The sequence below is a fragment of the Streptomyces sp. NPDC002324 genome, from assembly GCF_053593335.1.
The window spans coordinates 77,128-99,457 of sequence record NZ_JBSFCF010000024.1; the positions used below are offsets into that span (position 1 = coordinate 77,128).

At 71.4% G+C, this 22,330-nt stretch carries 21 protein-coding genes; 7 read left to right on the forward strand and 14 right to left on the reverse strand.

From position 1 onward, the window contains the following. From ACWCRJ_RS27950 to ACWCRJ_RS27985, 8 genes are all read right to left on the reverse strand, one after another. Entirely contained in the window at positions 1–1,245 is a 1,245-nt protein-coding gene (locus ACWCRJ_RS27950) for a LacI family DNA-binding transcriptional regulator (protein WP_450941895.1), read from the reverse strand. Between the two features lie 47 nt (positions 1,246–1,292). Then, positions 1,293–2,930 carry an extracellular solute-binding protein gene (locus tag ACWCRJ_RS27955; RefSeq protein ID WP_450941896.1) on the reverse strand — a complete coding sequence of 546 codons (1,638 nt, stop codon included), beginning with the start codon at positions 2,928–2,930 and terminating at the stop codon, positions 1,293–1,295. A 36-nt stretch (positions 2,931–2,966) separates the two neighbouring features. Beyond that, complete coding sequence (locus ACWCRJ_RS27960; RefSeq protein WP_450941944.1) at positions 2,967–3,827, reverse strand: carbohydrate ABC transporter permease; 861 nt, start codon at positions 3,825–3,827, stop codon at positions 2,967–2,969. A 71-nt stretch (positions 3,828–3,898) separates the two neighbouring features. Then, entirely contained in the window at positions 3,899–4,753 is an 855-nt protein-coding gene (locus ACWCRJ_RS27965; RefSeq protein ID WP_450941897.1) for an ABC transporter permease, read from the reverse strand. A gap of 282 nt (positions 4,754–5,035) precedes the next feature. Then, a complete protein-coding gene (locus ACWCRJ_RS27970) occupies positions 5,036–6,127 on the reverse strand; it encodes an amidohydrolase family protein (protein WP_450941898.1) in 1,092 nt (363 codons plus the stop codon). Positions 6,128–6,195: 68 nt separating this feature from the next. Beyond that, on the reverse strand, positions 6,196–7,005 hold the full coding sequence (locus ACWCRJ_RS27975) for an amino acid ABC transporter ATP-binding protein (RefSeq protein ID WP_450941899.1): 810 nt from the start codon (positions 7,003–7,005) through the stop codon (positions 6,196–6,198). Next, complete coding sequence (locus ACWCRJ_RS27980; RefSeq protein ID WP_450941900.1) at positions 7,002–7,841, reverse strand: amino acid ABC transporter permease; 840 nt, start codon at positions 7,839–7,841, stop codon at positions 7,002–7,004. Before ACWCRJ_RS27980 ends, ACWCRJ_RS27975 begins: the two co-directional genes overlap by 4 nt. Beyond that, positions 7,838–8,692 (reverse strand): transporter substrate-binding domain-containing protein, encoded by an 855-nt coding sequence (locus ACWCRJ_RS27985; protein ID WP_450941901.1) that lies wholly within the window; start codon positions 8,690–8,692, stop codon positions 7,838–7,840. The genes ACWCRJ_RS27980 and ACWCRJ_RS27985 overlap by 4 nt, the downstream gene beginning before the upstream one ends. Before the next feature lie 174 nt (positions 8,693–8,866). On the opposite strand from ACWCRJ_RS27985, the gene ACWCRJ_RS27990 reads away from it, so the two are divergent. The 5 genes from ACWCRJ_RS27990 (at position 8,867) to thpD (ending at position 13,615) form a co-directional block, all read left to right on the forward strand. Continuing rightward, positions 8,867–9,967: a pyridoxal-phosphate-dependent aminotransferase family protein gene (locus ACWCRJ_RS27990; protein ID WP_450941902.1), complete on the forward strand. Its 1,101-nt coding sequence runs from the start codon at positions 8,867–8,869 to the stop codon at positions 9,965–9,967. A 356-nt stretch (positions 9,968–10,323) separates the two neighbouring features. Further along, on the forward strand, positions 10,324–10,875 hold the full coding sequence (gene ectA / locus ACWCRJ_RS27995) for a diaminobutyrate acetyltransferase (RefSeq protein WP_450941903.1): 552 nt from the start codon (positions 10,324–10,326) through the stop codon (positions 10,873–10,875). Between the two features lie 65 nt (positions 10,876–10,940). Beyond that, positions 10,941–12,212, forward strand: a complete 1,272-nt coding sequence (ectB, locus tag ACWCRJ_RS28000) for a diaminobutyrate--2-oxoglutarate transaminase (protein ID WP_450941904.1) — start codon at positions 10,941–10,943, stop codon at positions 12,210–12,212. 76 nt (positions 12,213–12,288) lie between these two features. After that, positions 12,289–12,693, forward strand: coding sequence for an ectoine synthase (locus ACWCRJ_RS28005; protein ID WP_334489285.1), 405 nt, complete (start codon positions 12,289–12,291; stop codon positions 12,691–12,693). A 7-nt stretch (positions 12,694–12,700) separates the two neighbouring features. After that, complete coding sequence (gene thpD, locus ACWCRJ_RS28010) at positions 12,701–13,615, forward strand: ectoine hydroxylase (RefSeq protein ID WP_450941905.1); 915 nt, start codon at positions 12,701–12,703, stop codon at positions 13,613–13,615. A gap of 94 nt (positions 13,616–13,709) precedes the next feature. On the opposite strand, the gene ACWCRJ_RS28015 is transcribed toward thpD, so the two are convergent. From ACWCRJ_RS28015 to ACWCRJ_RS28040, 6 genes are all read right to left on the reverse strand, one after another. Next, on the reverse strand, positions 13,710–14,735 hold the full coding sequence (locus tag ACWCRJ_RS28015; protein WP_450941906.1) for a maleylpyruvate isomerase family mycothiol-dependent enzyme: 1,026 nt from the start codon (positions 14,733–14,735) through the stop codon (positions 13,710–13,712). Positions 14,736–14,811: 76 nt separating this feature from the next. Further along, positions 14,812–15,420, reverse strand: coding sequence for an RNA polymerase sigma factor (locus ACWCRJ_RS28020; protein WP_005477737.1), 609 nt, complete (start codon positions 15,418–15,420; stop codon positions 14,812–14,814). A gap of 56 nt (positions 15,421–15,476) precedes the next feature. Beyond that, entirely contained in the window at positions 15,477–16,526 is a 1,050-nt protein-coding gene (locus ACWCRJ_RS28025; RefSeq protein WP_450941907.1) for an aminotransferase class V-fold PLP-dependent enzyme, read from the reverse strand. 111 nt (positions 16,527–16,637) lie between these two features. After that, positions 16,638–17,354, reverse strand: a complete 717-nt coding sequence (locus tag ACWCRJ_RS28030; RefSeq protein WP_450941908.1) for a DsbA family oxidoreductase — start codon at positions 17,352–17,354, stop codon at positions 16,638–16,640. A 145-nt stretch (positions 17,355–17,499) separates the two neighbouring features. Beyond that, a complete protein-coding gene (locus ACWCRJ_RS28035) occupies positions 17,500–18,108 on the reverse strand; it encodes a DUF1349 domain-containing protein (protein WP_450941909.1) in 609 nt (202 codons plus the stop codon). A gap of 129 nt (positions 18,109–18,237) precedes the next feature. Next, entirely contained in the window at positions 18,238–19,767 is a 1,530-nt protein-coding gene (locus ACWCRJ_RS28040) for an aldehyde dehydrogenase (NADP(+)) (RefSeq protein WP_450941910.1), read from the reverse strand. A 145-nt stretch (positions 19,768–19,912) separates the two neighbouring features. Here ACWCRJ_RS28040 and ACWCRJ_RS28045 point away from each other — a divergent pair, with 145 nt between their 5' ends. Together ACWCRJ_RS28045 and ACWCRJ_RS28050 are read left to right on the forward strand one after the other, a co-directional pair. Beyond that, complete coding sequence (locus ACWCRJ_RS28045) at positions 19,913–20,686, forward strand: IclR family transcriptional regulator (protein ID WP_005477746.1); 774 nt, start codon at positions 19,913–19,915, stop codon at positions 20,684–20,686. A 119-nt stretch (positions 20,687–20,805) separates the two neighbouring features. Next, positions 20,806–22,257 (forward strand): peptidoglycan D,D-transpeptidase FtsI family protein, encoded by a 1,452-nt coding sequence (locus ACWCRJ_RS28050; RefSeq protein ID WP_450941911.1) that lies wholly within the window; start codon positions 20,806–20,808, stop codon positions 22,255–22,257. The last annotated feature ends 73 nt before the right edge of the window (positions 22,258–22,330 follow it).

Genomic DNA, 22,330 nt, shown 5'->3' on the forward strand with positions numbered 1-22,330 from the left:
CTACGGCCCTGCCGGCGGAGCCACACTGCGCCGCACGACGATGTGCGTGCCCAGCACATGCCGGCCCCCCACCCCCCGCTCCGGGTCCCGCAGAGCGATCCGCACGGCCGCCCGCCCCAACTCCTCCGCGGGCGTACGGACCGTGGTGAGCGGCGGATCGAAGTCCTCGGCCAGCGGGATGTCGTTGTACCCGACCACCGAGATGTCGTCGGGAACCCTCAGCCCCGCCTCGGCGATCGCGCGGAGCGCCCCCGCGGCGACCATGTCGTCCCCCGCGAACACGGCCGTGAACTCCCGTGTCTCCTTGAGCAGTCCGGTCATCGCCCGCAGCCCGGCGGGGCGCCCGAGGCCGCAGTCCACGACCCGCGCGGCCTCGGGCGGCAGCCCGTGCTCCGCCAGCGCCGCCCGGTACCCCGCGACGCGGGCGTCGAGCGCGGTGTTCCCGGGCAGCCCGCCGAGGAAGACGAGCCGGCGGTGCCCGGCCGACAGCAGATACCCGGTGATCGCCCGCGCCCCCGCCTCGTTGTCGAACTCGACGACCAGCGCGGGGATTTCGGGATCGGGGGCGGGCCGGCCGCACAGCACGAGCCGGGCCCCCGAGGAGTCCAGGGCCTGCGCGTACTGGGCCACGCGCGAACGGTACGCGTCGTCCTCGACGACGCCGCCCACCAGGATCACCAGCCGTGCCCCCTCCTCCCGCATGAGCCGCACGAACTCCATCTCCCGCTGCGGGTCTCCCCCGGTCGCGCCGACCACGCACAGCCAGCCCCGGTCGGCGGCCTCCGCCTCCACCCCCTCGGCGACCTGGGCGTAGAAGGGGCTGGTGACCTGGCGGACGACGACGGCGGCCATCTTGCGGCCGCCGCCGACCAGGGCGCGGGCGTGCGCGTTGGCGACGTAGTCGAGCTCGCGGGCGGCGCGCAGCACGCGGGCCCGGGTCGCCGCGGGCACGGGGTGGTTGCCGCTGAGCGCGCGGGAGGTGGTGGCCGTCGACACTCCGGCCCGCTCGGCGACCTCACGGATGGTGATCCGCCCCTTGGGCACCGGAGCGTCGGCAGCGGGGGGCGCCGGCCCGTCGGGCACCGCCGCCTCGGACGCCGCCGCCTCGGGCACCGTCGACCGGAGTACCAGTCCCTCCGGCATCGGCTCGGACCGCGTCGGCTCGGACCTCGTCTGCTCGGACCGCGTCTGCTCGGACCGCGTCTGCTCGGACCGCGTCTGCTCGGGCGCCATGTCGTTCCCCATCCCCCGCGTCTCCTGTTCCGCTTCCGCCGCCGACCGCCGGCCTCTGCTCACGTATTGGCCGCGTAGTCCTTCGCGAACTCCTCGGCCATTCTGTCGCCGCCCCGCTGCCGCCACTTCTTCACGGTCGCGTCCCATTCGGACATCGGGAGGCGACCGGCGACGATGCCGGTGATCGTGTCCTCGACGAGGGCCTTGAGGGTCGTCCCCTGGGAGTTCTTCGTGGCGGACTGGAGGCCGAAGGAGGCGTTGCGGACGGCGTGCGGCACGACCTTCCGCTGCCAGGTGTGCAGCGCCCGTACGGCGTCCGGCATACCCGGGACGAACAGCACCTGGGGGCCCTCCGCGAGGTACTTCAGCGGCAGATTGGTGTTGTTCTCGACCTCGCCGAGCCTGGTGACCTGCGGGGAGCCGTCGGCGGCGCGGGTGAAGTGGGTCCCCTCGACGCCGTAGTGGACGAGTTCCCACTCCTGGCTGCCGAAGGGCGCGGCGAGGTGGTCCAGGACGCGCAGCAGCAGCTCGATCCGTTCCTTCCCTGCCTTCTTCAGCACGGTGTAGCCGAAGGAGCGGCGGGCGGCGACGACACCACCGGGCTCTCCGCCGACGCTGTACGGCAGGGCCGCCGCCGGGGTCAGCTTGCCCTTGCTCTCCCGGTACTTGGGGAGGTAGGCGCCGAAGCCGTCCTGCATGGAGCCGACCGTGCCGTTGTAGTAGAGCGTGGTCAGGTCGATCTGGGAGACGGACGTGGCGTCGGGGTGGTACGAGCCGTCCTTGCGCAGCCGTGCCTGGAAGGCGATCGCCGCCTTGAAGCGCTCGTCGGACCAGGCGGATTCGAAGGTGCCGCTCTTGGTGACGGCCCATTCCAGGGGGGAGTTGTGGGCGGCCGCGTGGACGGCGTTGCCGAAGAGGGAACCTGCGGCGGCGCCGAGGGCGTAGGTGCGGCCGCCGGTGGCCCGTTCGGCCACGGCGGCGAAGTCGTCGGAGGTCCAGCCCTCCGTCATGCCCGCGTCGGCGAACATGCCCTGGTTGAGCCAGAGGGTGGAGCCGGGCAGCGGGCGCTCCAGCGGGATGCCGTAGAGGAGGCCGCCGATGCGGCCCATGTCCCGCCAGGCGTGGGTGGGGATGTTCGCGAGGTTCGGGTAGTCGGCGATCGCGTCGCCGGAGAGGAACGGGGTGAGGTCCTCGGCGCGGCGCCGGACGAACTCGGCCTCTCGGGGCAGGACGAAGCCGGAGAAGACGTTGATGATGTCGGGCAGGGCGTCGGCGTCACCGGCCATCACCGTCGCCATCTTCTTCTGGTAGTCGGCCTGGGGGACGATCGTGTACTCGATCTTCACCCCGAGGGCCTTCTCGACCGCCGCCCAGAACCGGTTGGCGGAGGCGGGCTTCGGCGGCGTTCCGAACGACACGGACATGACCCTGACCGTGGAGCCGTCACCCGGGGTGCGGGAGACGGATCTGACGAGGTCGGCGGGGTAGGTGGTGTAGCCGGCCTGGACGCCGGCCTCGGTGGGCGCGAGGTCCGGCTTCGGGCCGCGCGCCGGGGTGTACGTCGGCCAGGGCGCCAGCTTCTTGCCCGCGTTGGACACGTCGCTGTCGCCGGAGCCCGTGGAACAGGCGGTCAGCACGCCCGGGACGGAGGCGGCGGCCAGGGAACCGAGCAGAGTACGTCGGGACATGCTGGGCATGGATGAACCCCTCGTGTCGGTGTGGATCGGCGTGGGTCAGCTCTTGACGGCGCCGGTGAGCACGCCCTTGGTGAAGTACTTCTGGAGGAAGGGGTAGACGAGCAGGATCGGTACGGTGGCGATCACCAGCACCGCCATCTGCACGGTCTGCGGTGCGGTGACGGTGCCCTCGCCGGTCGTCGCGTCGGTGAGGCCGGAGCCGGCCACCACGTAGGTGCGCAGGACCTGTTGGAGGGGCCAGTGGTCGCTCTCCAGGTACAGCGAGGCGTAGAACCAGGAGTTCCAGTACGCCACCGCGTAGAACAGCCCGACCACGGCGAGCGCGGCCTTGGACAGGGGCAGGACGACCGAGAACAGCACCCGCCAGTCCCCCGCCCCGTCGAGCCGCGCGGCCTCGTACAGCTCCTCCGGGATGCCCTGGAAGAAGCCGCGCAGGACGACGAGGTTGAAGACGTTCACCAGGACGGGCAGCACGAGCGAGGCGTAACTGTCCAGCAGGCCCAGCTCCTTGACCAGCAGGAAGCTCGGGATCATGCCGGGCGGGAACAGGAAGGTGAACAGGATCAGCAGCAGCGCCGGCCGGCCGCCGAAGACGCCGGGACGGGAGAGCGCGTAGGCGAGGGTGACCGTGCAGGCGAGACTGAGCAGCGTGCCGGCGAGCGTGACGCCGGCGCTGACGCCGAGGGCGTGGGTGACGATGCCGCCGTCGAGGATGTCGCGGTACGCGTCCAGGCTCGGCTCGGTCGGCCACAGCACCCAGCCGCCGTTGGCCACCACCTCGTCGGTCGAGGCGAGGGACGTCGACACGATCACCAGGAACGGCACGCACACCAGGAGGACGACGACGGCGAGGGCGACGGCCTTGGCGGCCCGGGTCACCGGCCTCGGCTTCTCCATCCAGCCGGGCCGTACGGCGGTACGGCGGGTACCGCGTCCCGCGGTCCGGGTGCGGGTACCGGTGCGGGCGCTCACTTGTAGACCCCCTGTTCGCCGAGGCGGTGGGCGACCTTGTTGGCCGCGTACACGAGCAGCGCGCCGATGACGCCCTTGAACAGGCCCGCGGCGGCCGCGAATCCGTAGTCGCCGCCGACGATGCCCTGGTAGTAGACGAAGGTGTCGATGATCTCGGCGGCCTCCGGGCCGACGGCGTCGCGCTGGAGCAGCATCTGCTCGAAGCCGACGGAGAGGATGTCGCCGAGCCGCATGATGAGCAGCAGCACGATCACCGCACGGATGGCGGGCAGTGTGACGTGCCAGAAGCGGCGCCAGGGGCCGGCCCCGTCGATCGCGGCGGCCTCGTACTGCTGCTCGTCGACCTGGGCGAGCGCGGCGAGGAAGATGATCGTGCCCCAGCCGGCGTCCTTCCAGATGGCCTGGGCGACGGTGAGGGAGCGGAAGGCGTCCGGGTTGCCGATGATGTCGACGGTGCTCAGCCCCATGCCGTCGAGCGAGGAGTTGAGCAGGCCGGTGTCTCCGAGCAGCTGCTGGAACAGGGCGACCACGATCACCCATGAGATGAAGTGCGGCAGGTAGGCCACCGACTGCACGAAGCGGCGGACGCTGCTCCGGGTGAGGCTGTGCAGCAGCAGGGCGAGGGCGAGCGGTACCGGGAAGTAGAAGACGAGCTGGAGGACGGCGATCCGGACCGTGTTGAGGACGGCCGCCCAGAACGCCCCGTCCTCGAACATCCGTTGGAAGTTGCCGGTGCCGACCCAGGGGCTGCCCCAGATGCCGTCGAACGGCACGTACTCCTTGAACGCGATGAGGTTGCCGGCCAGGGCGCCGTAGTGGAACAGCAGGAAGTAGCCGAGGCCGGGGAGCATGAGCAGGACGAGCGTGCGGGAGCCCCGTATCCGGCCCCGGCTCTGTAAACCTTTTCGTCGCGGTGGCGGACCGTCCGTCCGACGGTTCGCCGACCCGACCCCCTTCGTACGTGCGCGTTCCCGTAGTACAGCGGCCACGGGTCCCCCTCACATCTCGACGTCGGGTGAGAGGAAATTAAAACGTTTTCAGTGCACGGTCAACACTCCTGACACACAACGGAGTTGGAAAGCGGCGGCCGACGGCCGTCGACCGCCCGGGTACGGCCGGTGGTGAGGCCGCTCCTAGCCGACCACCCGTCCGTTCAGGACCACCCTCGACGGCGCCGCCAGGACGCGCACGTCCGTGCGGGGGTCCTCCGCGTAGACCACCAGGTCGGCGGGGGCGCCCTCGGTGAGGCCGGGGCGGGCCAGCCAGTCGCGGGCGGCCCAGGTGGTGGCCGCGAGGGCCTCGACGGGCGGGATGCCGGCGGTGACCAGTTCGGCGACCTCGGCGGCGACCAGGCCGTGGGCGAGGGAGCCGCCGGCGTCGGTGCCGACGTAGACGGGGATGCCGGCGTCGTAGGCGTCGCGGACCGTGTCGTAGCGGCGTTCGTGCAGCCGGCGCATATGGGCGGACCAGCGCGGGAACTTCGCCTCGCCGCCGTCCGCCATGGCCGGGAACGTGGCGATGTTGACCAGGGTCGGGACGATCGCGACCCCGCGGGCGGCGAAGAGCGGGATCAGGTCCGCGGTCAGCCCCGTCGCGTGCTCGACGCAGTCGATGCCCGCCTCGACGAGGTCCCGCAGGGAGTCCTCCGCGAAGCAGTGGGCGGTGACCCGGGCGCCCAGCACGTGCGCCTCCGCGATGGCCGCCTCGACGGCCTCCCGGGGCCAGCACGCGGTCAGATCGCCGACGCCCCGGTCGATCCAGTCCCCCACCAGCTTCACCCAGCCGTCCCCGCGCCGGGCCTCCTGGGCGACGTACGCGACGAGATCCTCCGGCTCGATCTCGTGGGCGAAGTTCCGGATGTAGCGCCGGGTGCGGGCGATGTGACGGCCCGCCCGGATGATCTTCGGGAGGTCGTCGCGGTCGTCGATCCAGCGGGTGTCGGAGGGGGAACCCGCGTCGCGGATCAGCAGGGTGCCGGCCTCGCGGTCGGTCAGCGCCTGCTTCTCGGCGACGTCCTCCGGGACGGGCCCGTGCGCCCCGAGGCCCACGTGGCAGTGCGCGTCGACCAGGCCGGGAAGCGTCCAGCCCTCGACGGTACGGACGTCCTGGACGCCGCGTGGACGGTCGTAGGAGACGCGCCCGTCCACGACCCACAGTTCGTCGCGGACGTCCTGCGGACCGACGAGGATCCGCCCCTTCACGTGCAGCACCGCGTGATCGCTCATGCACCGCACGATAAGGCTCCCCCGGGGCGCCCTGTCGACCGCGGGTGCGTGAGGGTCCGTCGCGCGTCCTACGGAGTGCCGTCGTCCTCCTCGACGTCCGCCATCGCCGGGTCCAGCAGACGCGAGAGGAAGTGACGTGTCCGCTCGTGGCTCGGGTGGGCGATGACCTGGTCCGGGGTGCCGTCCTCGACGACGACCCCGCCGTCCATGAAGACCACCCGGTCCGCGACCTCCCGCGCGAACGTCATCTCGTGCGTCACGACCATCATGGTCATGCCCTCCCGCGCGAGCATGCGCATCACCGCCAGGACGTCCCCGACCAGCTCCGGGTCCAGGGCGGAGGTCGGCTCGTCGAAGAGCATCACCTCGGGGCCCATCGACAGCGAGCGGGCGATGGCCACCCGCTGCTGCTGGCCGCCGGAGAGGGAGGCCGGGTAGGCGTCCGCCTTCTCGGACAGGCCCACGCGCTCCAGGTTCTCGGCGGCCACCTTCGCCGCGTCGGTTCTGCCGCGCTTGAGCACCCTGCGCTGCGGCAGCGTGAGGTTCTCGGTCACCGTGAGGTGCGGGAACAGGTTGAACTGCTGGAAGACCATGCCGATGCGGCGGCGTACCGCGTCGATGTCGACGTCGGGGTCGGTGAGTTCGGTGCCGCCGACGAGGACCTGGCCCTTCGTCGGCTCCTCCAGGAGGTTCACACAGCGCAGGAGGGTCGACTTGCCGGAGCCCGACGGGCCGATGACACACACCACCTCGCCGCGCCCGATCTCCAGGTCGATGCCCTTCAGCACCTCGTTGGTGCCGAACGACTTGTGCAGGCCGCGTACTTCGATCTCCGGGCGCCCGCCGGGGGACGTCCCGCCCAGGGTCTTCTCGGTCATTTGACGGCCTCCTGGGCCTTGGCCTCCATACGGCGTACGACGAAGCCGAGCGGGATGGTCACCAGCAGGTAGCACAGGCCGGCGACCAGGATCGGCGTGGAGTTGGCGGTGGTGCTGGCCAGGTCGCGGCCGTACTTGGACAGTTCGCGCTCCTCCAGCGTGACGCCGAGGAACAGCACGAGCGAGGAGTCCTTGAACAGGAGCACCAGTTCGTTGGTGAGCGGCGGGAGGATGATCCGGAACGCCTGCGGGATGACGATCGAGACCATCGCGCGCGCGGGTGAGAAGCCCAGCGAACGGGCCGCCTCCAGCTGTCCCTTGGGGACCGCCTGGATGCCCGCGCGGATCGTCTCCGCCATGTACGCGGCGGCCACCAGACCGAGGGCGAGGGCCACCTTGCCGTAGGTGCCGCCGGGGATCTCCGTACCGGGGAAGGCCAGCGGGACGGCGACGCCGATGAAGATGAAGATCAGCAGGGCGGGCAGGCCCCGGAAGATCTCGATGTAGACACCGGCGAACCAGCGGTACGGGCCGACCGACGACAGCCGCATCAGCGCGATGACCATGCCGAGGACGAGCCCGAACACGAAGCCGGACAGCGTGTACAGGACGGTGTTCTTGAGCGCGAGCGTGATGACGTCGGGGAACATCTGCTCGGCGATGTCCCACTGGGCGAACTGGTTCTTCAGCCGGGCCCAGTCCGCGGACGCCGCGAAGGCGACGACGGCGGCGACGAACACGACGTACTGCGCGCCCCGGGACAGGGCGCGCCTGCGGCTTCGGCTCAGGCCCTTCCTCTTCGGCTGGAGCGGCGTGTCCGTGTCGGCCTGGCTCATGATGCGGACGGGGAGGCGGAGGCCGCGTTCTCGTCGTACGGGCCGATCCACTGCTCGTACAGCTTCTTGTACGTGCCGTCGGACTTGGCCTTCGCCAGCGCCTTGTCGATGGCGGCGAGGAGCTTGGTGTTGCCCTTCTTCACCGTGAAGCCGTACTGCTCACCGGTGTTGATCTGGTCGGCGACCTCGAAGGCGTCGGCGTTCGCCTTGTCCTTGAGCCAGCCCTGGACGACCGGGTAGTCGATGATCACGGCGTCGACCTGCTTGGTGCGCAGGCCGTTGAGGACGGCGTCGGAGGACTCGAAGGAGACCGAATCGATGCCCTTGCTCTTGGCGTAGTCCTCGCCCGTGGTCTGCGCCTGGGTACCGACCTTCTTGCCCTTGAGGTCGGCGAAGGAGGCGATGCCGGCCTTCTTGTCGGCGAGGACGGCCTGGGTGGCCTCGAAGTACGGGTCGGAGAAGTCGACGTTCTTCTTGCGCTCGTCGGTGATCGTCATACCGGCGGCGGCGAGGTCGCACTCGCCGGAGTTCAGGAAGGCGCCCGTCTTGAAGTTCTCGAACGGGGTGTCGAGGATCTCCTGCTTCACGCCCAGGTTCTCGGCGACGAGGTCGATCAGCGACACGTCGAAGCCCTGCACCTTGCCGTCGATCTCCGACTGGAAGGGCGGGTACGGCAGGTGGGTGCAGGTCGTGAGCTGACCGGCCTTCACCAGCTCGACCCCGCCGGCCGCGGTCTTGGTGCCGCCGCTGCCGCCGTCGCCCTCCGAGCCACAGCCGGCCACGAGCAGCAGGCCGGCCGCGGCGGTGGTGGCGGCCAGGGTGCGGGTCCGGCGTCCGAGGACCGAGTTCACGGGGAGACCTCCTGTGAGGGGACTTGAGACAATCGATTATAAGGAGATGTTTGACTTCCCCAAACCAATCCGATGGGTACCGGGCCGCTTGACCTCGGATGTCGCCGGTGAGGGGGGCGAGGGTGCCGTCGGTACCCTCGACACCATCTACCCCATAGGTGAAGAGAGCACCCCGTGACACACCCGTTTCTGGATCTGGCCCCGCTGAGCGCGGCACACTTCGCGTCGATCGAGGACCGGGTGGCCCGGCTGCTCTCCACCACGCAGGACGTCGTGATCACCCAGGGCGAGGCACTGCTGCCCCTGGAGGGCGCGATCCGCGGGGCCGCCGGGCCCGGCACGACCGCGCTGAACGTGATCACCGGGCCGTACGGGCAGACCTTCGGGGACTGGCTGCGGGACTGCGGGGCGACCGTGATCGACCTGAGCGTCCCCTTCCACACGGCGGTCACGGCCGCGCGGATCCGGGAGGCCTTCGCCGCCGACCCGGCGATCGACTTCGTCTCGCTGGTCCATGCCGAGGCGGCGACCGGCAACACCAACCCCGTGGCGGAGATCGGCGAGGCCGTCCGCGAGCAGGGCGCCCTGTTCTACCTGGACGCGGTCGCCTCCGTCGGCGCCGAGCCGGTACTGCCGGACGCGTGGGGTGTCGACCTGTGCGTCATCGGCGCGCAGAAGGCCATGGGCGGGCCGGCCGGGGTGTCGGCGATCTCCGTGAGCGAGCGGGCGTGGGCGAGGATGGCGGCCAACCCGCGCGCCCCGCGCCGCTCCTACCTCTCCCTGCTGGACTGGAAGGAGCGCTGGATCGACGGCGGCCGCCGCGCGCTCCTGCACGCGCCGGCCCAGCTGGAGATGCTGGCGCTGGAGGCCTGTCTGGAGCGCATCGAGACGGAGGGACTCGACACGGTGATGTCCCGGCACGCGTCCGCCGCCGCGGCGACCCGGGCGGGGGCGCTCGCGCTGGGCGGCGGTCTGGAGCCGTACGTCCACGCGGCGGCCGACGCGGCGCCCGTCGCCACGACCCTGCGGGCGCCCGCCGGGGCCGACGCGGCGGAGCTGGTCGCCAAGGCGCTCGCCGCGGACCCCGCCCTGCCGCTGGCCGCGGGCGGCGGCGCCCTTGCCTCGGAGATGATCCGCGTGAACCACTACGGCGCCGACGCGACCCCGCAGGTCGTGCACGCGGCCCTCGCGGGGCTGGGGGCGGCGCTGGCCGAGCGCGGCGGAACGGTCGACCCGGAAGGGGCCCGTCGCGCGGCGGCGCAGGCCTGGGTGTAAAGCGGCGGGCAGCTGGACGCGGAAAGGACCGTCCCGAGAATTTCCGATATCTTCCACGGGGGAATTCAGTGAATTCAGCGGGTAGAACCCCGTATTCTTCTTCCCGCTCTCCCCTTCCCTAAACGCAAAGATTTCGCGAACGCGACGGGGCGTAATTCGAGCAGATCTCGTGAGGGTTGCACACGTGTGACCGACTCCACAACGTGCCCTTTTCGTGCGGTAATTTCCGGACGAAAAGCATCAGATCCACCTCGGTTCGCCGGAGCGCTCGCGCCCGCGTGATAACACGTGCTCGGCGCATACGTAACCCCGCGGGGCGATGCAATTCGAAATTTCGCTGGGTAAATTCAAGCCGTATGACCGCCGCACAAGCAGACCTGCACACCCAACCCCTGGAAGCCCCTCAGGAAATCGCGGAAGGGATTCGGATCGACCGCCCGAGCGTGGCGGACGGCGCTGCGCTGTGGCGCATCGCCGGGGACTCCGGAGCCCTCGACCTGAACTCCTCGTACAGCTATCTGCTGTGGTGCCGGGACTTCGCCGACACCTCGGTGGTGGCGCGGGACGACTCCGGAGAGCCGGTCGGGTTCGTGACCGGGTACGTGCGGCCCGAGCGGCCGGACACCCTGCTCGTGTGGCAGGTGGCCGTCGACGAGGCGCACCGGGGGCTCGGCCTCGCGGCGGCGCTGCTGGACGGACTGACCGAACGGGTCGCACGACGGCACCCCCTGACCACCGTCGAGACCACCATCACGCCGGGCAACACCGCCTCCGAGCGTCTGTTCGCCGGGTACGCCGCCCGTCATGGCGCGGACCTCGAGCGCACGGTGCTGTTCGAGGCGGGGGACTTCCCGGACGGCCCGCACCCGCCCGAGATGCTCCACCGCATCGGACCGCTGTCCCTCTGAGCACCACCCGCACTCCCCCCTCCCCCTTTCTCTCCCTCCCCCCACGCACCGAGGAGCGATTCGACGTGACCATCACCCAGCCGGACCTGAGCGTCTTCGAGACCCTGGAGTCCGAGGTGCGCAGCTACTGCCGCGGCTGGCCCACCGTCTTCGACCGCGCGCAGGGCAGCCGCATGTTCGACGAGGACGGCCGCACGTACCTGGACTTCTTCGCCGGCGCCGGTTCACTCAACTACGGCCACAACAACCCCGTGCTCAAACGCGCGCTCATCGACTATCTGGAGCGGGACGGCGTCACCCACGGGCTCGACATGTCGACGACCGCCAAGCGGGCGTTCCTGGAGTCCTTCCAGAACCTGGTGCTGCGGCCGCGCGACCTGCCGTACAAGGTGATGTTCCCGGGTCCGACGGGCACCAACGCGGTGGAGTCGGCGCTGAAGCTGGCGCGGAAGGTGAAGGGCCGGGAGTCGGTCGTGTCGTTCACGAACGCCTTCCACGGCATGTCGCTCGGCTCGCTGGCCGTGACCGGCAACGCCTTCAAGCGGGCCGGAGCGGGCATCCCTCTGGTGCACGGCACCCCGATGCCCTTCGACAACTACTTCGACGGCACGGTCGAGGACTTCCTGTGGTTCGAGCGACTGCTGGAGGACCAGGGCTCCGGGCTCAACAAGCCCGCCGCGGTGATCGTGGAGACCGTGCAGGGCGAGGGCGGCATCAACGTCGCCCGCCCGGAGTGGCTGCGGGCACTGGCCGCGCTGTGCGAGCGGCAGGACATGCTGCTGATCGTCGACGACATCCAGATGGGCTGCGGTCGCACGGGTGCCTTCTTCTCGTTCGAGGAGTCGGGCATCACCCCCGACATCGTGACCGTCTCCAAGTCCATCAGCGGCTACGGGCTGCCGATGTCGCTGTGCCTGTTCAAGCCGGAGCTGGACATCTGGGAGCCGGGCGAGCACAACGGCACCTTCCGCGGCAACAACCCGGCGTTCGTGACGGCGACGGCCGCCCTGGAGGCGTACTGGGCGGACGGCTCCGCCATGGAGAAGCAGACCCGGGCGCGCGGTGAGCAGGTCGAGGAGGCGCTGATCTCGATCACCGAGGAGAACCTCGCCGACGTGAAGGAGTACCGGGGCCGGGGCCTGGTGTGGGGCCTGGAGTTCCACGACAAGGCCCGCGCGGGACGGGTCGCCCACCGGGCCTTCGAGCTGGGGCTGCTGATCGAGACGTCCGGCCCGGAGAGCGAGGTCGTCAAACTGCTGCCCGCTCTCACCATCACCCCCGACGAACTGGACGAGGGGCTGCGCGTCCTCGCCCGGGCCGTGCGGGAGACGGTCTGAGACCGCACCGGATCACCCCGAGCACCTGAAGCACCTGAAGCACCTGAAGCACCTAACTAGGAGGCATCGCAACACCGTGATCGTCCGTTCGTTCAAGGACATCGAAGGAACAGACCGGCATGTGAAGTCGGCGTCCGGCACCTGGGAGAGCAAGCGGATCGTGCTCGCCCGGGAGCGGGTCGGCTTCTCCCTCCACGAGACGGTCCTGTACGCGGGGACCGAGACGTCGATGTGGTACGCGAACCACGTCGAGGCCGTCGTGTGCGTCGAGGGCGAGGCCGAGCTCACCGACCAGGAGACCGGGCGGAGTTACACGATCACGCCCGGCACCATGTACCTCCTCGACGGGCACGAGCGGCACACACTGCGGGTGAAGGAGGACTTCCGCTGCATCTGCGTGTTCAACCCGCCCGTGACCGGCAGGGAGGACCACGACGAGAACGGCGTCTACCCGCTGCTCACCGAGCCCGAGGAGGTGTGACATCACCATGACCACGACCACCACGATGAACACTGCCACCACCGTGCCCGACCTCTACCCCAGCCGTGGGGCCACCGAGGTGTCGGTCCCGCGTCAGGACCCGGTCGTCTGGGGCTCCCCCGCCACGCCCGGCCCGGTCTCCCTCGCCGAACTCCAGGCCTACGAGCGCGACGGCTTCCTGCCCGTCGAGCAGCTCATCGCGCCGGACGAGGTCGCCGTCTACCGGCAGGAGCTGGAGCGGCTCGTCGCCGATCCGGCGATCCGCGCCGACGAGCGCTCGATCGTCGAGCCGCAGTCGCAGGAGATCCGGTCGGTCTTCGAGGTGCACCGGATCAGCGAGATCTTCGCCCGGCTGGTGCGCGACGAGCGGGTCGTCGGACGGGCCCGGCAGATCCTCGGCTCGGACGTCTACGTCCACCAGTCGCGGATCAACGTCAAGCCGGGGTTCGGCGCCTCCGGCTTCTACTGGCATTCCGACTTCGAGACCTGGCACGCCGAGGACGGTCTGCCGAACATGCGGACGGTGTCCGTCTCGATCGCCCTGACCGAGAACCACGACACCAACGGCGGCCTGATGATCATGCCGGGGTCGCACCGGACGTTCCTCGGCTGTGCGGGGGCCACCCCCAAGGACAACTACAAGAAGTCGCTGCAGATGCAGGACGCCGGCACCCCGTCGGACGAGGCGCTGACGGCCATGGCCTCCGAGTACGGCATCAAGCTGTTCACGGGCAAGGCCGGTTCGGCGACCTGGTTCGACTGCAACTGCATGCACGGCTCCGGCGACAACATCACGCCGTTCCCGCGCAGCAACGTCTTCATCGTCTTCAACAGCGTGGAGAACACGGCGGTCGAGCCGTTCTCGGCGCCGGTACGGCGGCCCGAGTTCATCGGCGCGCGAGACTTCACCCCGGTGCGCTGAGCACCGGATCCGGGCCCGTGCGGTGACCTCACCGTCACCCGGGCCGGACCGGGCGGCCGCTGCCCCTGAGCGGCCGCCCGGCCCTTTCGCGCGTTCACAGCCAGGCCAGTGACGCCGCCCTGTCCAGCACGTTCCGGGCGGCGGCCTCGTCGCCCGTGATGCCTCTGGGGACGTCCCCCGGGGTGTGGCGGCCGCCGACCAGGAGACAGAAGTCCACGGGGTCCAGGGTGAGTTCGGCCCGTACGGGACCGGTGTCGTCACCGAGGATCCAGCTGGTGCCGGTGGGGCCGGTGACCTCGAAGAGGACGGGGGCCGCGTCGTGGAGGGCCAGGCCGAGGATGCGGACGGCCAGGCGGACCAGGGACCAGAGGTGTTCGTCCGGGGGCGGGGGGACCGGGAGGCCGAGCGCGCGGCCGATGTCGTCCGTGTGGATCCATGCCTCGAAGGCGCGGACCACGAAGTGGTCGGCGACCGGCAGCCGCAGGCCCATCACCGAGACGGGGCGGGCGGCGAGTTCGGGGTCGGCGGCCTCGGGGGTGGCCAGCAGCGCGGCGGCCTGCGCGGCCCAGGTGGCGACCGTCTCCCCGGGGGTGCGCCCGTGCTCGTGGGCGATGACGTCGGCGGTGCGCCGGGCCCAGGCCTCCCCGGCGGGCATCCCCTCCGGGATGTGCGAGGCGGGCAGCGGCGAGTCCAGGCCGAGGCGTACGGCGAGGTGCTCGTCGGCGGCGACGAGGTGGGCGACCGTGGCGTGCGCGTCCCAGTCGTGCACCACCGGTGTGCCCCAGCGGCCGGCCACCTCCGGAACCAGCGCCTGGAGTCCGGCCACGGCGGCGGCGTAGGGGGCGGCGTGGTGGGCGATCTCGGCGGCGCGGGGGCGGCGGGAGCGCAGGGCGAGCGCGAGGACGCCGTCGGCGCCGGTGTCCGGGGCGTCGGCACCGTCACGGGCGGGGACCGGCCCGCCGTCCAGCAGGCGTACGGTGTCGCGGAGCCGTTCGGCCTCCGCCGCGCACGACTCGCAGCCGGCCAGGTGCAGGGGGACCGTCCGCCGGTCGCCGGGGGGCAGCGCGCCGACCGCCCAGGCGGCCAGGAGCTCCCGTACCCCGTCGTGGTCGTTGGTCATCGCGCGCCGCCCTTTCGCCCTGCCCCGTCCACGATACGCACGACCGGCGCGGTCCCGGCGGTCACGTACGCCCCCATCACGCGCCCCTCACCGCCGCCGGGTCCGGTGGGTCCGCGAGGGACCGGGCCAGGGTGCGCAGGGCCGAGCGGAGCCGGGTCTTCGCGGTGCCCTCGGGTATGCCCAGTTCGACGGCGGCCTGGCGGTAGGTGCGGCCCGCGAAGTAGGCGAGGTGGACCACCTCCCGCTGGGGGCGCGGGAGTCCGGCGAGGGCGGTGTGCAGCAGCAGGGAGCGCTCACGGTCGACGACCGCCTCGTCCGGGCCGGGCCGGGGGTCGGGGACGGCGTGCAGCGCGGAGTCGTCCGCGCGGGCGTCCCTGCGGTGCCGGGCCTCGTCGCGCACCCAGTCCACGGCCCGCCGGTGGGCGAGCATGGAGAGCCAGGTGCGCAGCGAGCCCCGGCGCGCGTCGAAGCCGTACGGTCTGCTCCACAGCTGGGCGAAGACCTCCTGCGCCACGTCCTCGGCGGCCGCCGGGCTGCGGGTGACCCGGGCGGCCACCCGCCGGACGAGTCCCCCGTACACCGCGTACGCCTCACGCAGCGCGGACTCGTCCCCGTACACCAGCCGCCGATGCAACTCCACATCGATGGACGGCTGTTCGAGCGTCGGCTCCACCGGCACCACCACCTCGTGCAGCCTTCCTAGCGCCCTCGCCCGGTCCCGCGCCAGTGGGTCTCGTGAACTCAGCCGGACAGGACGTCCAGGAGGCGGTCGACATCCGTGGGCGTGTTGTACAGGTGGAAGGCGGCCCGCAGGTGGCCCGCGCGATCGGAGACCTCGACGCCCGCCCGGCTCAGTTCCGCCTGGCGGTGGCCGAGTCCGGGCACCGAGACGATCGCCGATCCGGGCGCCGGAACGGGCTCGTGGCCGAGGCCGGCGAGGCCCGCGCGGAACCGGCCGGCCAGCGCCAGGTCGTGGTCCCGCACGCGCGAGGCGCCCAGCTCCTCGATCAGCGCCAGGGACCGGCGTGCGCCGGCGTACGAGAACAGGCTCGGGCTCTCGTCGAACCGGCGGGCGGAGCGGGCGAGTTCCTCGACCGGGCCGTAGCAGCTGTCCCACGGCTCCTGTCCCGCGACCCAGCCGGCGAAGAGGGGGGTGAGGCCGCCGAGGTCCTCCGGGACGACGAGGAAGGTCACTCCGCGCGGGCAGAGAAGCCACTTGAAGGCGACGGAGACGACGTAGTCGTACGCGTCCGCCTCGATCGGGAGCCAGCCGGCGGACTGCGACGCGTCGACGTACGTACGCGCGCCGTGCGTCAGCGCGGCCTCCCGGATCGCGGCCAGGTCGGCGATCCGGCCGTCGGCGGACTGGGCGGCGCTCACCGCGACGAGCGCCGTGCCGGGGCGCACCGACTCGGCGACGCGCTCCAGCGGGACCTGGCGCACCTTGAGGTCGCCGCGCACGTGGAAGGGGTTCACGAGGGAGGTGAAGTCGGCCTCGGCGGTCAGCACCTCGGCGCCCTCGGGCAGCGAGGCGGCGACCAGTCCGCTGTAGACGGCGACCGAGGCGCCGGCCGCCACACGGCTGTCCGGCACCCCGACGATCCGCCCGAAGGCCGCCCGCGCGGCCTCCACGTCGGCGAACATGTCCTGCGGCTGCCCGGCCGCGACCGAGTCCACGCCGGCCTTCATCGCGTCGACCGTGCGGGCAGGCAGCAGTCCCGTACTCGCGGTGTTCAGATAGGTGTTCTTCGGGGCGAACTCGGTCCGGACGAGGCTCTCGAAGGTCTCCATGGCTCCACTGTGGGGCCCCGGCGCATCCCACGTCCATGGAGATGTTCTGCGCGATTTCCCCAAGCGATGCTTATGGATGGCCGCTGACCTGCGCCGCAGACCTCACCGCGGCTACTGCGGCACGGCACATCCGTCGGGTCCGCAGGCCTCCGCGCCCTCGGCCGCGACGACCTTCAGGGGCGCGGGCCGCTCGCCCCACGCCTGCGTGAGCGCCCGCTCGAACACCTCGGCGGGCTGGGCGCCGGACACCCCGTACGTGCGGTCCAGCACGAAGAACGGCACCCCGTTCGCCCCCAGCTCCGCCGCCTCGCGCTCGTCCGCGCGGACGGCGTCGGCGTACGCGCCGGAGTCGGCGAGCACGGTGCGGACCGCGCTCTCCTCCAGCCCCGCCGCGACGGCCAGCTCGACCAGATACTCGTCCGCGTCGGCGTACACGGACCGCTCCTCGGCGAAGTTCGCCCGGTAGAAGGCCTGGAGCAGCTCGCTCTGGCGTCCCTGCTCCTTGGCGAAGTGCAGCAGGCGGTGCATGTCGAAGGTGCTGCCGTGGTCGCGGCCCTCGGCCCGGTAGGCAAGGCCCTCGGCGCCGGCCTGCTCGCGCAGGTTGTGCTCGCCGGCCTGGGCCTGCGCCTCGCTCATCCCGTACTTCTTGCTCAGCATGGTGAGGACCGGCTGGATGTCGTCCTTGGCGCGGCCCGGGTCGAGCTCGTAGGAGCGGTGCACCACCTCGACGCCGTCGCGGTGCGGGAAGGCGGCGAGGGCCTTCTCGAAGCGGGCCTTGCCCACGTAGCACCAGGGGCAGGCGATGTCGCTCCAGATCTCGACGCGCATGGTGTCAGCTCTCTCCAGGTCGTACGGGTACGGAGACGGCCCCCGCCTCCCTGGTTGGTGAACGTTCAAGCAGCTCGGCTCATTCCCTGCCACGCCCGTCTCCGGTCACCGTGAGGGCGGTCACTGTGAGGGCCCGAGGCGCGCCTCAGCTGCCGTTCCTCAGGTCCTTGGGCCAGTTCGGGCGGAACTCGATCTCGTCGTAGGTGACCACGCAGCCCTCGCCCATCGGGGACTGGGTCATGAAGCCGACGAGGGCGGCACCGCTCTCGTACTCGCCGGCGAGGGTGAAGAGGCGGACGAAGGTCCAGCGCTTGCCGTCGCGCGAGGCGTGGAAGGCGAAGGCACGGCCGGTGCGGCTGACCCGCAGCCATACCGAACTGCCCTCCACCGTGAAGGAGTTCGCGTCGTCCGAGTGACCCCGGGTGACCACCGTGCACACGGTCGGCACGTCCGGCGAGTACTCCAGGCAGAGCTTCGCCCAGGCCCGCTCCCCCACGTGCACGTACAGCACGCCCGCGTCGAATCCGGCGCCGAACCCGACCGTGACCCGCGCTATCAGCTGGAAGTCCCCTTCCGGCGCCCCCAACAGCCTGGGCGCGTCCGAAGCGGGGTCCAGAGCCTCGTCGGTGGGTGGCACGAACCGGTCCTGCCGGGCACCGGCCCACCCGGTGAGCACCCCGTCCTCATGGGACCAGTGCCCATCGGGACCGTATGTGCGCAGGGGGAAGGGGAGTTCGGGAATTTCGACGTCCATTGGGGGATTCTTACAGCTCCCGGCCCCCTGCCGCGCCCCTGCGAGGGGCGCGGGGAACTGCGCGAGCAACCACGACGCTCGCGCAGCCCGGAAACGGGACCGAACCCCTACGGCGCTCCCCGCGAAGCGCTAGCGCTCCAGACGGCCGTCGAAGCGGCGCGGCAGCCCCAGCGGGTTGTCGTCGCGCAGCTCCGGCGGGAGCAGCGCCTCGGGCGCCCCCTGGTACGCGACCGGCCGCAGCCACCGCTCGATCGCGGTCCCGCCCACCGAGGTGGACGTGGAGGTCGTCGCCGGGTAGGGCCCGCCGTGGTGCTGGGCGGCGGCCACGGCCACGCCCGTCGGCCAGCCGTTCACGAGCACGCGGCCCGCCAGCGGCGTCAGCTCGGCCAGCAGCTCCGGTCCGCGCCCGCCCTCGGCGGCCTCCTCGCCGGAGACGTGCACGGTCGCGGTGAGGTTGCCCGGCAGCCGCGACAGCACGGACTTGGCCTCGTCCTCGTCCGTGTAGCGCGCCACGACCGTGAGCGGCCCGAAGCACTCCTCCAGGAGCAGGTCGTGCTCGCCCTCGGCCGCCAGCTTCTCCGCGGGGACGGTCAGGAATCCGGGGCTGACGGTGTGGTCGCCGCCCGCGCCGGCGGTCACCGGCGACTCCACCTCGGGCAGTTCGGCGCGCTCGGCGACACCGGCGAGGAAGTTGTCGCGCATCCGGTGGTCCAGCAGGACCCCGGAGCCGACGTCGCTGACCGCGTCGGTGAGCGACTTGAGCAGACGGTCACCGGCGTCACCGGCGGGCGCCAGCACCAGGCCGGGCTTCACGCAGAACTGGCCGACGCCGAGGGTCATCGACCCGGCGAGTCCGGCGCCGATCGCCTCGGCGCGCTCGGCGGCGGCGGCCTCGGTGATGAGCACGGGGTTCAGGGAGCCCAGCTCGCCGTGGAACGGGATCGGCACGGGCCGGGCGGCCGCCGCGTCGAACAGGGCCCGGCCGCCGCGTACCGAACCGGTGAAGCCGGCGGCGGTGACGAGGGGGTGCTTGACCAGCTCGACACCCGCCTCGAAGCCGTGCACGAGGCCGAGGACGCCCTCGGGGATGCCGTGCTCGGTGGCGGCCCGGCGCAGCACGATCGCGACCAGCTCGGACAGCGCCGGGTGGTCGGGGTGGGCCTTGACGACCACCGGGCAGCCGGCGGCCAGCGCGCTCGCGGTGTCGCCGCCGGGGACGGAGAACGCGAAGGGGAAGTTGGACGCCGAGTAGACGGCGACGACGCCGAGCGGGACCTTGTAGCGGCGCAGGTCCGGGATGGGCGGGGTGGCGGTGTCGTCGGGGTGGTTGATCACCACGTCGAGGAAGGCGCCCTCGTCCACGATGTCGGCGAAGGCCCGCAGCTGGTAGCAGGTGCGGGCGAGTTCGCCGGTGAGCCGGACCGGGCCGAGCGCCGTCTCGGCGTCGGCGACCTCGACGAGCTGGTCCTTGGCCGCCTGGAGCTGGTCGGCGGCGGAGCGCAGGAAGGCCGCGCGGACCGCGCGGTCGGCCAGGGAGGCGCGGGCGGCGTGCGCCGCGCGGACGGCGGCGTCCACCTCCTGGGCTGTGGCCTCCACCGCAACCTGCTCGCGCTGCTTCCCGGTTCGAGGGTCGACACTCCAGACTGGTGCTGCTGCCACCGCGGGTTCCTCCACGTATATCTGGGTCAATTCCCAGGGGTATTTCTGGGTCATTCACCAGGGTCGTTCGATATGCTGAACGCTGTCTCTGATGATGAATACTCGGTCGGAGACTATTTCCCGTCCAACGAAGGGGTCAAGGGCGATGTCGGCAGTCGAGACGGGCGGCGGAGCGCAGGTCAAGTCGGCGGTGAGGACCGTTGAGCTGCTCGAATACTTCGCCGGGCGCCCCGGAATGCACTCCCTGGCGGCCGTCCAGGAAGCCGTCGGTTACCCCAAATCCAGTCTCTACATGTTGCTCCGCACCCTGGTGGAGCTGGGCTGGGTCGAGACGGACGCGACGGGCACCCGGTACGGCATCGGGGTGCGGGCGCTGCTCGTGGGCACGTCGTACATCGACGGCGACGAGGTGGTGGCGCTGGCCCGGCCGACGCTGGACCGGCTGTCGGACGACACCACCGAGACGATCCACCTGGCCCGCCTCGACGGCACGAACGTCGTCTACCTGGCCACCCGGCAGTCGCAGCACTATCTGCGTCCGTTCACCCGGGTCGGCCGCCGGCTGCCCGCCCACTCCACCTCGCTCGGCAAGGCGCTGCTGGCCACGCACACCGACGAGCAGGTCCGCAAGATGCTCCCGGAGACCCTGCCCGCGCTGACCGAGCACACGATCACCGACCGGGAGCGGCTCATCGAGGAGCTGCGCCAGATCCGTGACCAGGGCTTCTCCGTGGACCGCGAGGAGAACACGCTCGGACTGCGCTGCTTCGGCGTGGCGATCCCGTACCGCACGCCCGCCCGTGACGCCATCAGCTGCTCGGTCCCGGTGGCCCGGCTGACGCCCGCCCACGAGCAGCTGGTCAAGGACGCCCTCTTCGACGCACGGGACCGGCTGACGCTGGCGACGCGGCGGCTCTGAGCCGGCCGGGCGCGCACCCCGGCCGACGCCCCGGGGTCAACCCCGCTTTCATGAGGAACCCATGAGAAAACCGGCCGAGGGGAACGACTGATCGCGTTCCGCTCGTCCTTACGGGTGCCATGAACAAGACGATCAGGCGCTCCGCCGTCTTCATCCTGCTGCTCGTGGTCGCCCTGCTGGTGCGGGCGACCTGGGTGCAGTTCTACGAGGGCACGGCGCTCGCGGACGACCAGAACAACCGGCGCAACGCGATCAAGACGTACGCGGACCCGCTGGGGAACATCATCGTGGCCGGCGACTCGGTCACCGGCTCGGGCCGGACGAAGGGCAGCGACCTCGCGTACAAGCGCACGTACAAGGACGGCGAGCTGTACGCGGCGGTCACGGGCTACGCCTCGCAGGCCTACGCGCCGACGCAGCTGGAGGGCGTCTACAAGGACCTGCTCGACGGCACCGACCTGCGGCTGAGGACCGTGATGGACACGGTCACCGGCGAGCGGGCCGAGCCGGGCAACGTGATCACCACGATCGAACCGGCCGTGCAGAAGGCCGCGTTCGACGCCCTCGGCGACAAGTTGGGCGCGGCCGTGGCGATCGACCCGGCCACCGGACGGATCCTCGCGGTGGTGTCGACGCCGTCGTACGACCCGTCCTCGCTCACGGACGCGGGCACCGCCGGTACGGCCTGGAAGAAGCTGAACGCCGACCCGGACAAGCCGCTGACCAACCGGGCGCTGCGCCAGCCGCTGCCGCCGGGGTCGACGTTCAAGCTGGTCGTGGCGGCGGCCGCGCTGGAGGACGGGCTGTACGCGTCGGTGGACACCAGGACCGACAGCCCGGACCCGTACACCCTGCCGGGCACGCGCACGGAGCTGTCGAACGAGAACCCGAGCGCGCCCTGCACGAACGCCACGATCCGTACGGCGCTGCAGTACTCGTGCAACAACGTCTTCGCGAGGATGGCCGTCAAGCTCGGGCAGGACAAGGTCCGGGCGATGGCCGAGAAGTTCGGCTTCGACGACAGGACGCAGGACGTGCCGGTGCGGGCGTACGAGAGCGTCTACCCCTCGGACATGGACGAATCCTCCACAGCCCTGACAGGCATCGGCCAGTACGACGTCACCGCGACGCCACTGCAGATGGCGATGGTGTCGGCGGCGATCGCGAACGGCGGCAAGCTGGTCTCGCCGCACATGGTCGCGCAGATCACCGACGGCGGTGGCGACGTCCTGGAGGACTACGACGAGGACGCGGACACGAAGGAGATCATGAGCGCCGACACCGCGGAGCAGTTGCAGTCGGCGATGCGGACGGTCGTCGAGGACGGCACGGGCACGAACGCGCGGATCGGCGGGGCGACCGTCGGCGGCAAGACCGGTACGGCCCAGCACGGCGAGAACAACAGCAAGACCCCGTACGCCTGGTTCACGTCGTACGCGAAGGCCGACGGCAAGGAGGTCGCCGTCGCGGTCGTCGTGGAGCAGTCGAACGCGGCCCGGTCGGAGGTCAGCGGCAACGGGCTGGCGGCGCCGGTGGCCAGGGCGGTCATGGAGGCCGCGCTGAAGAACTGAGGCACCCCTGAACCATCCGAAGAAGAAGGGCCGCCCTCACTCCCCCCGGAGGGCGGCCCTTCGCCGTCAGCGC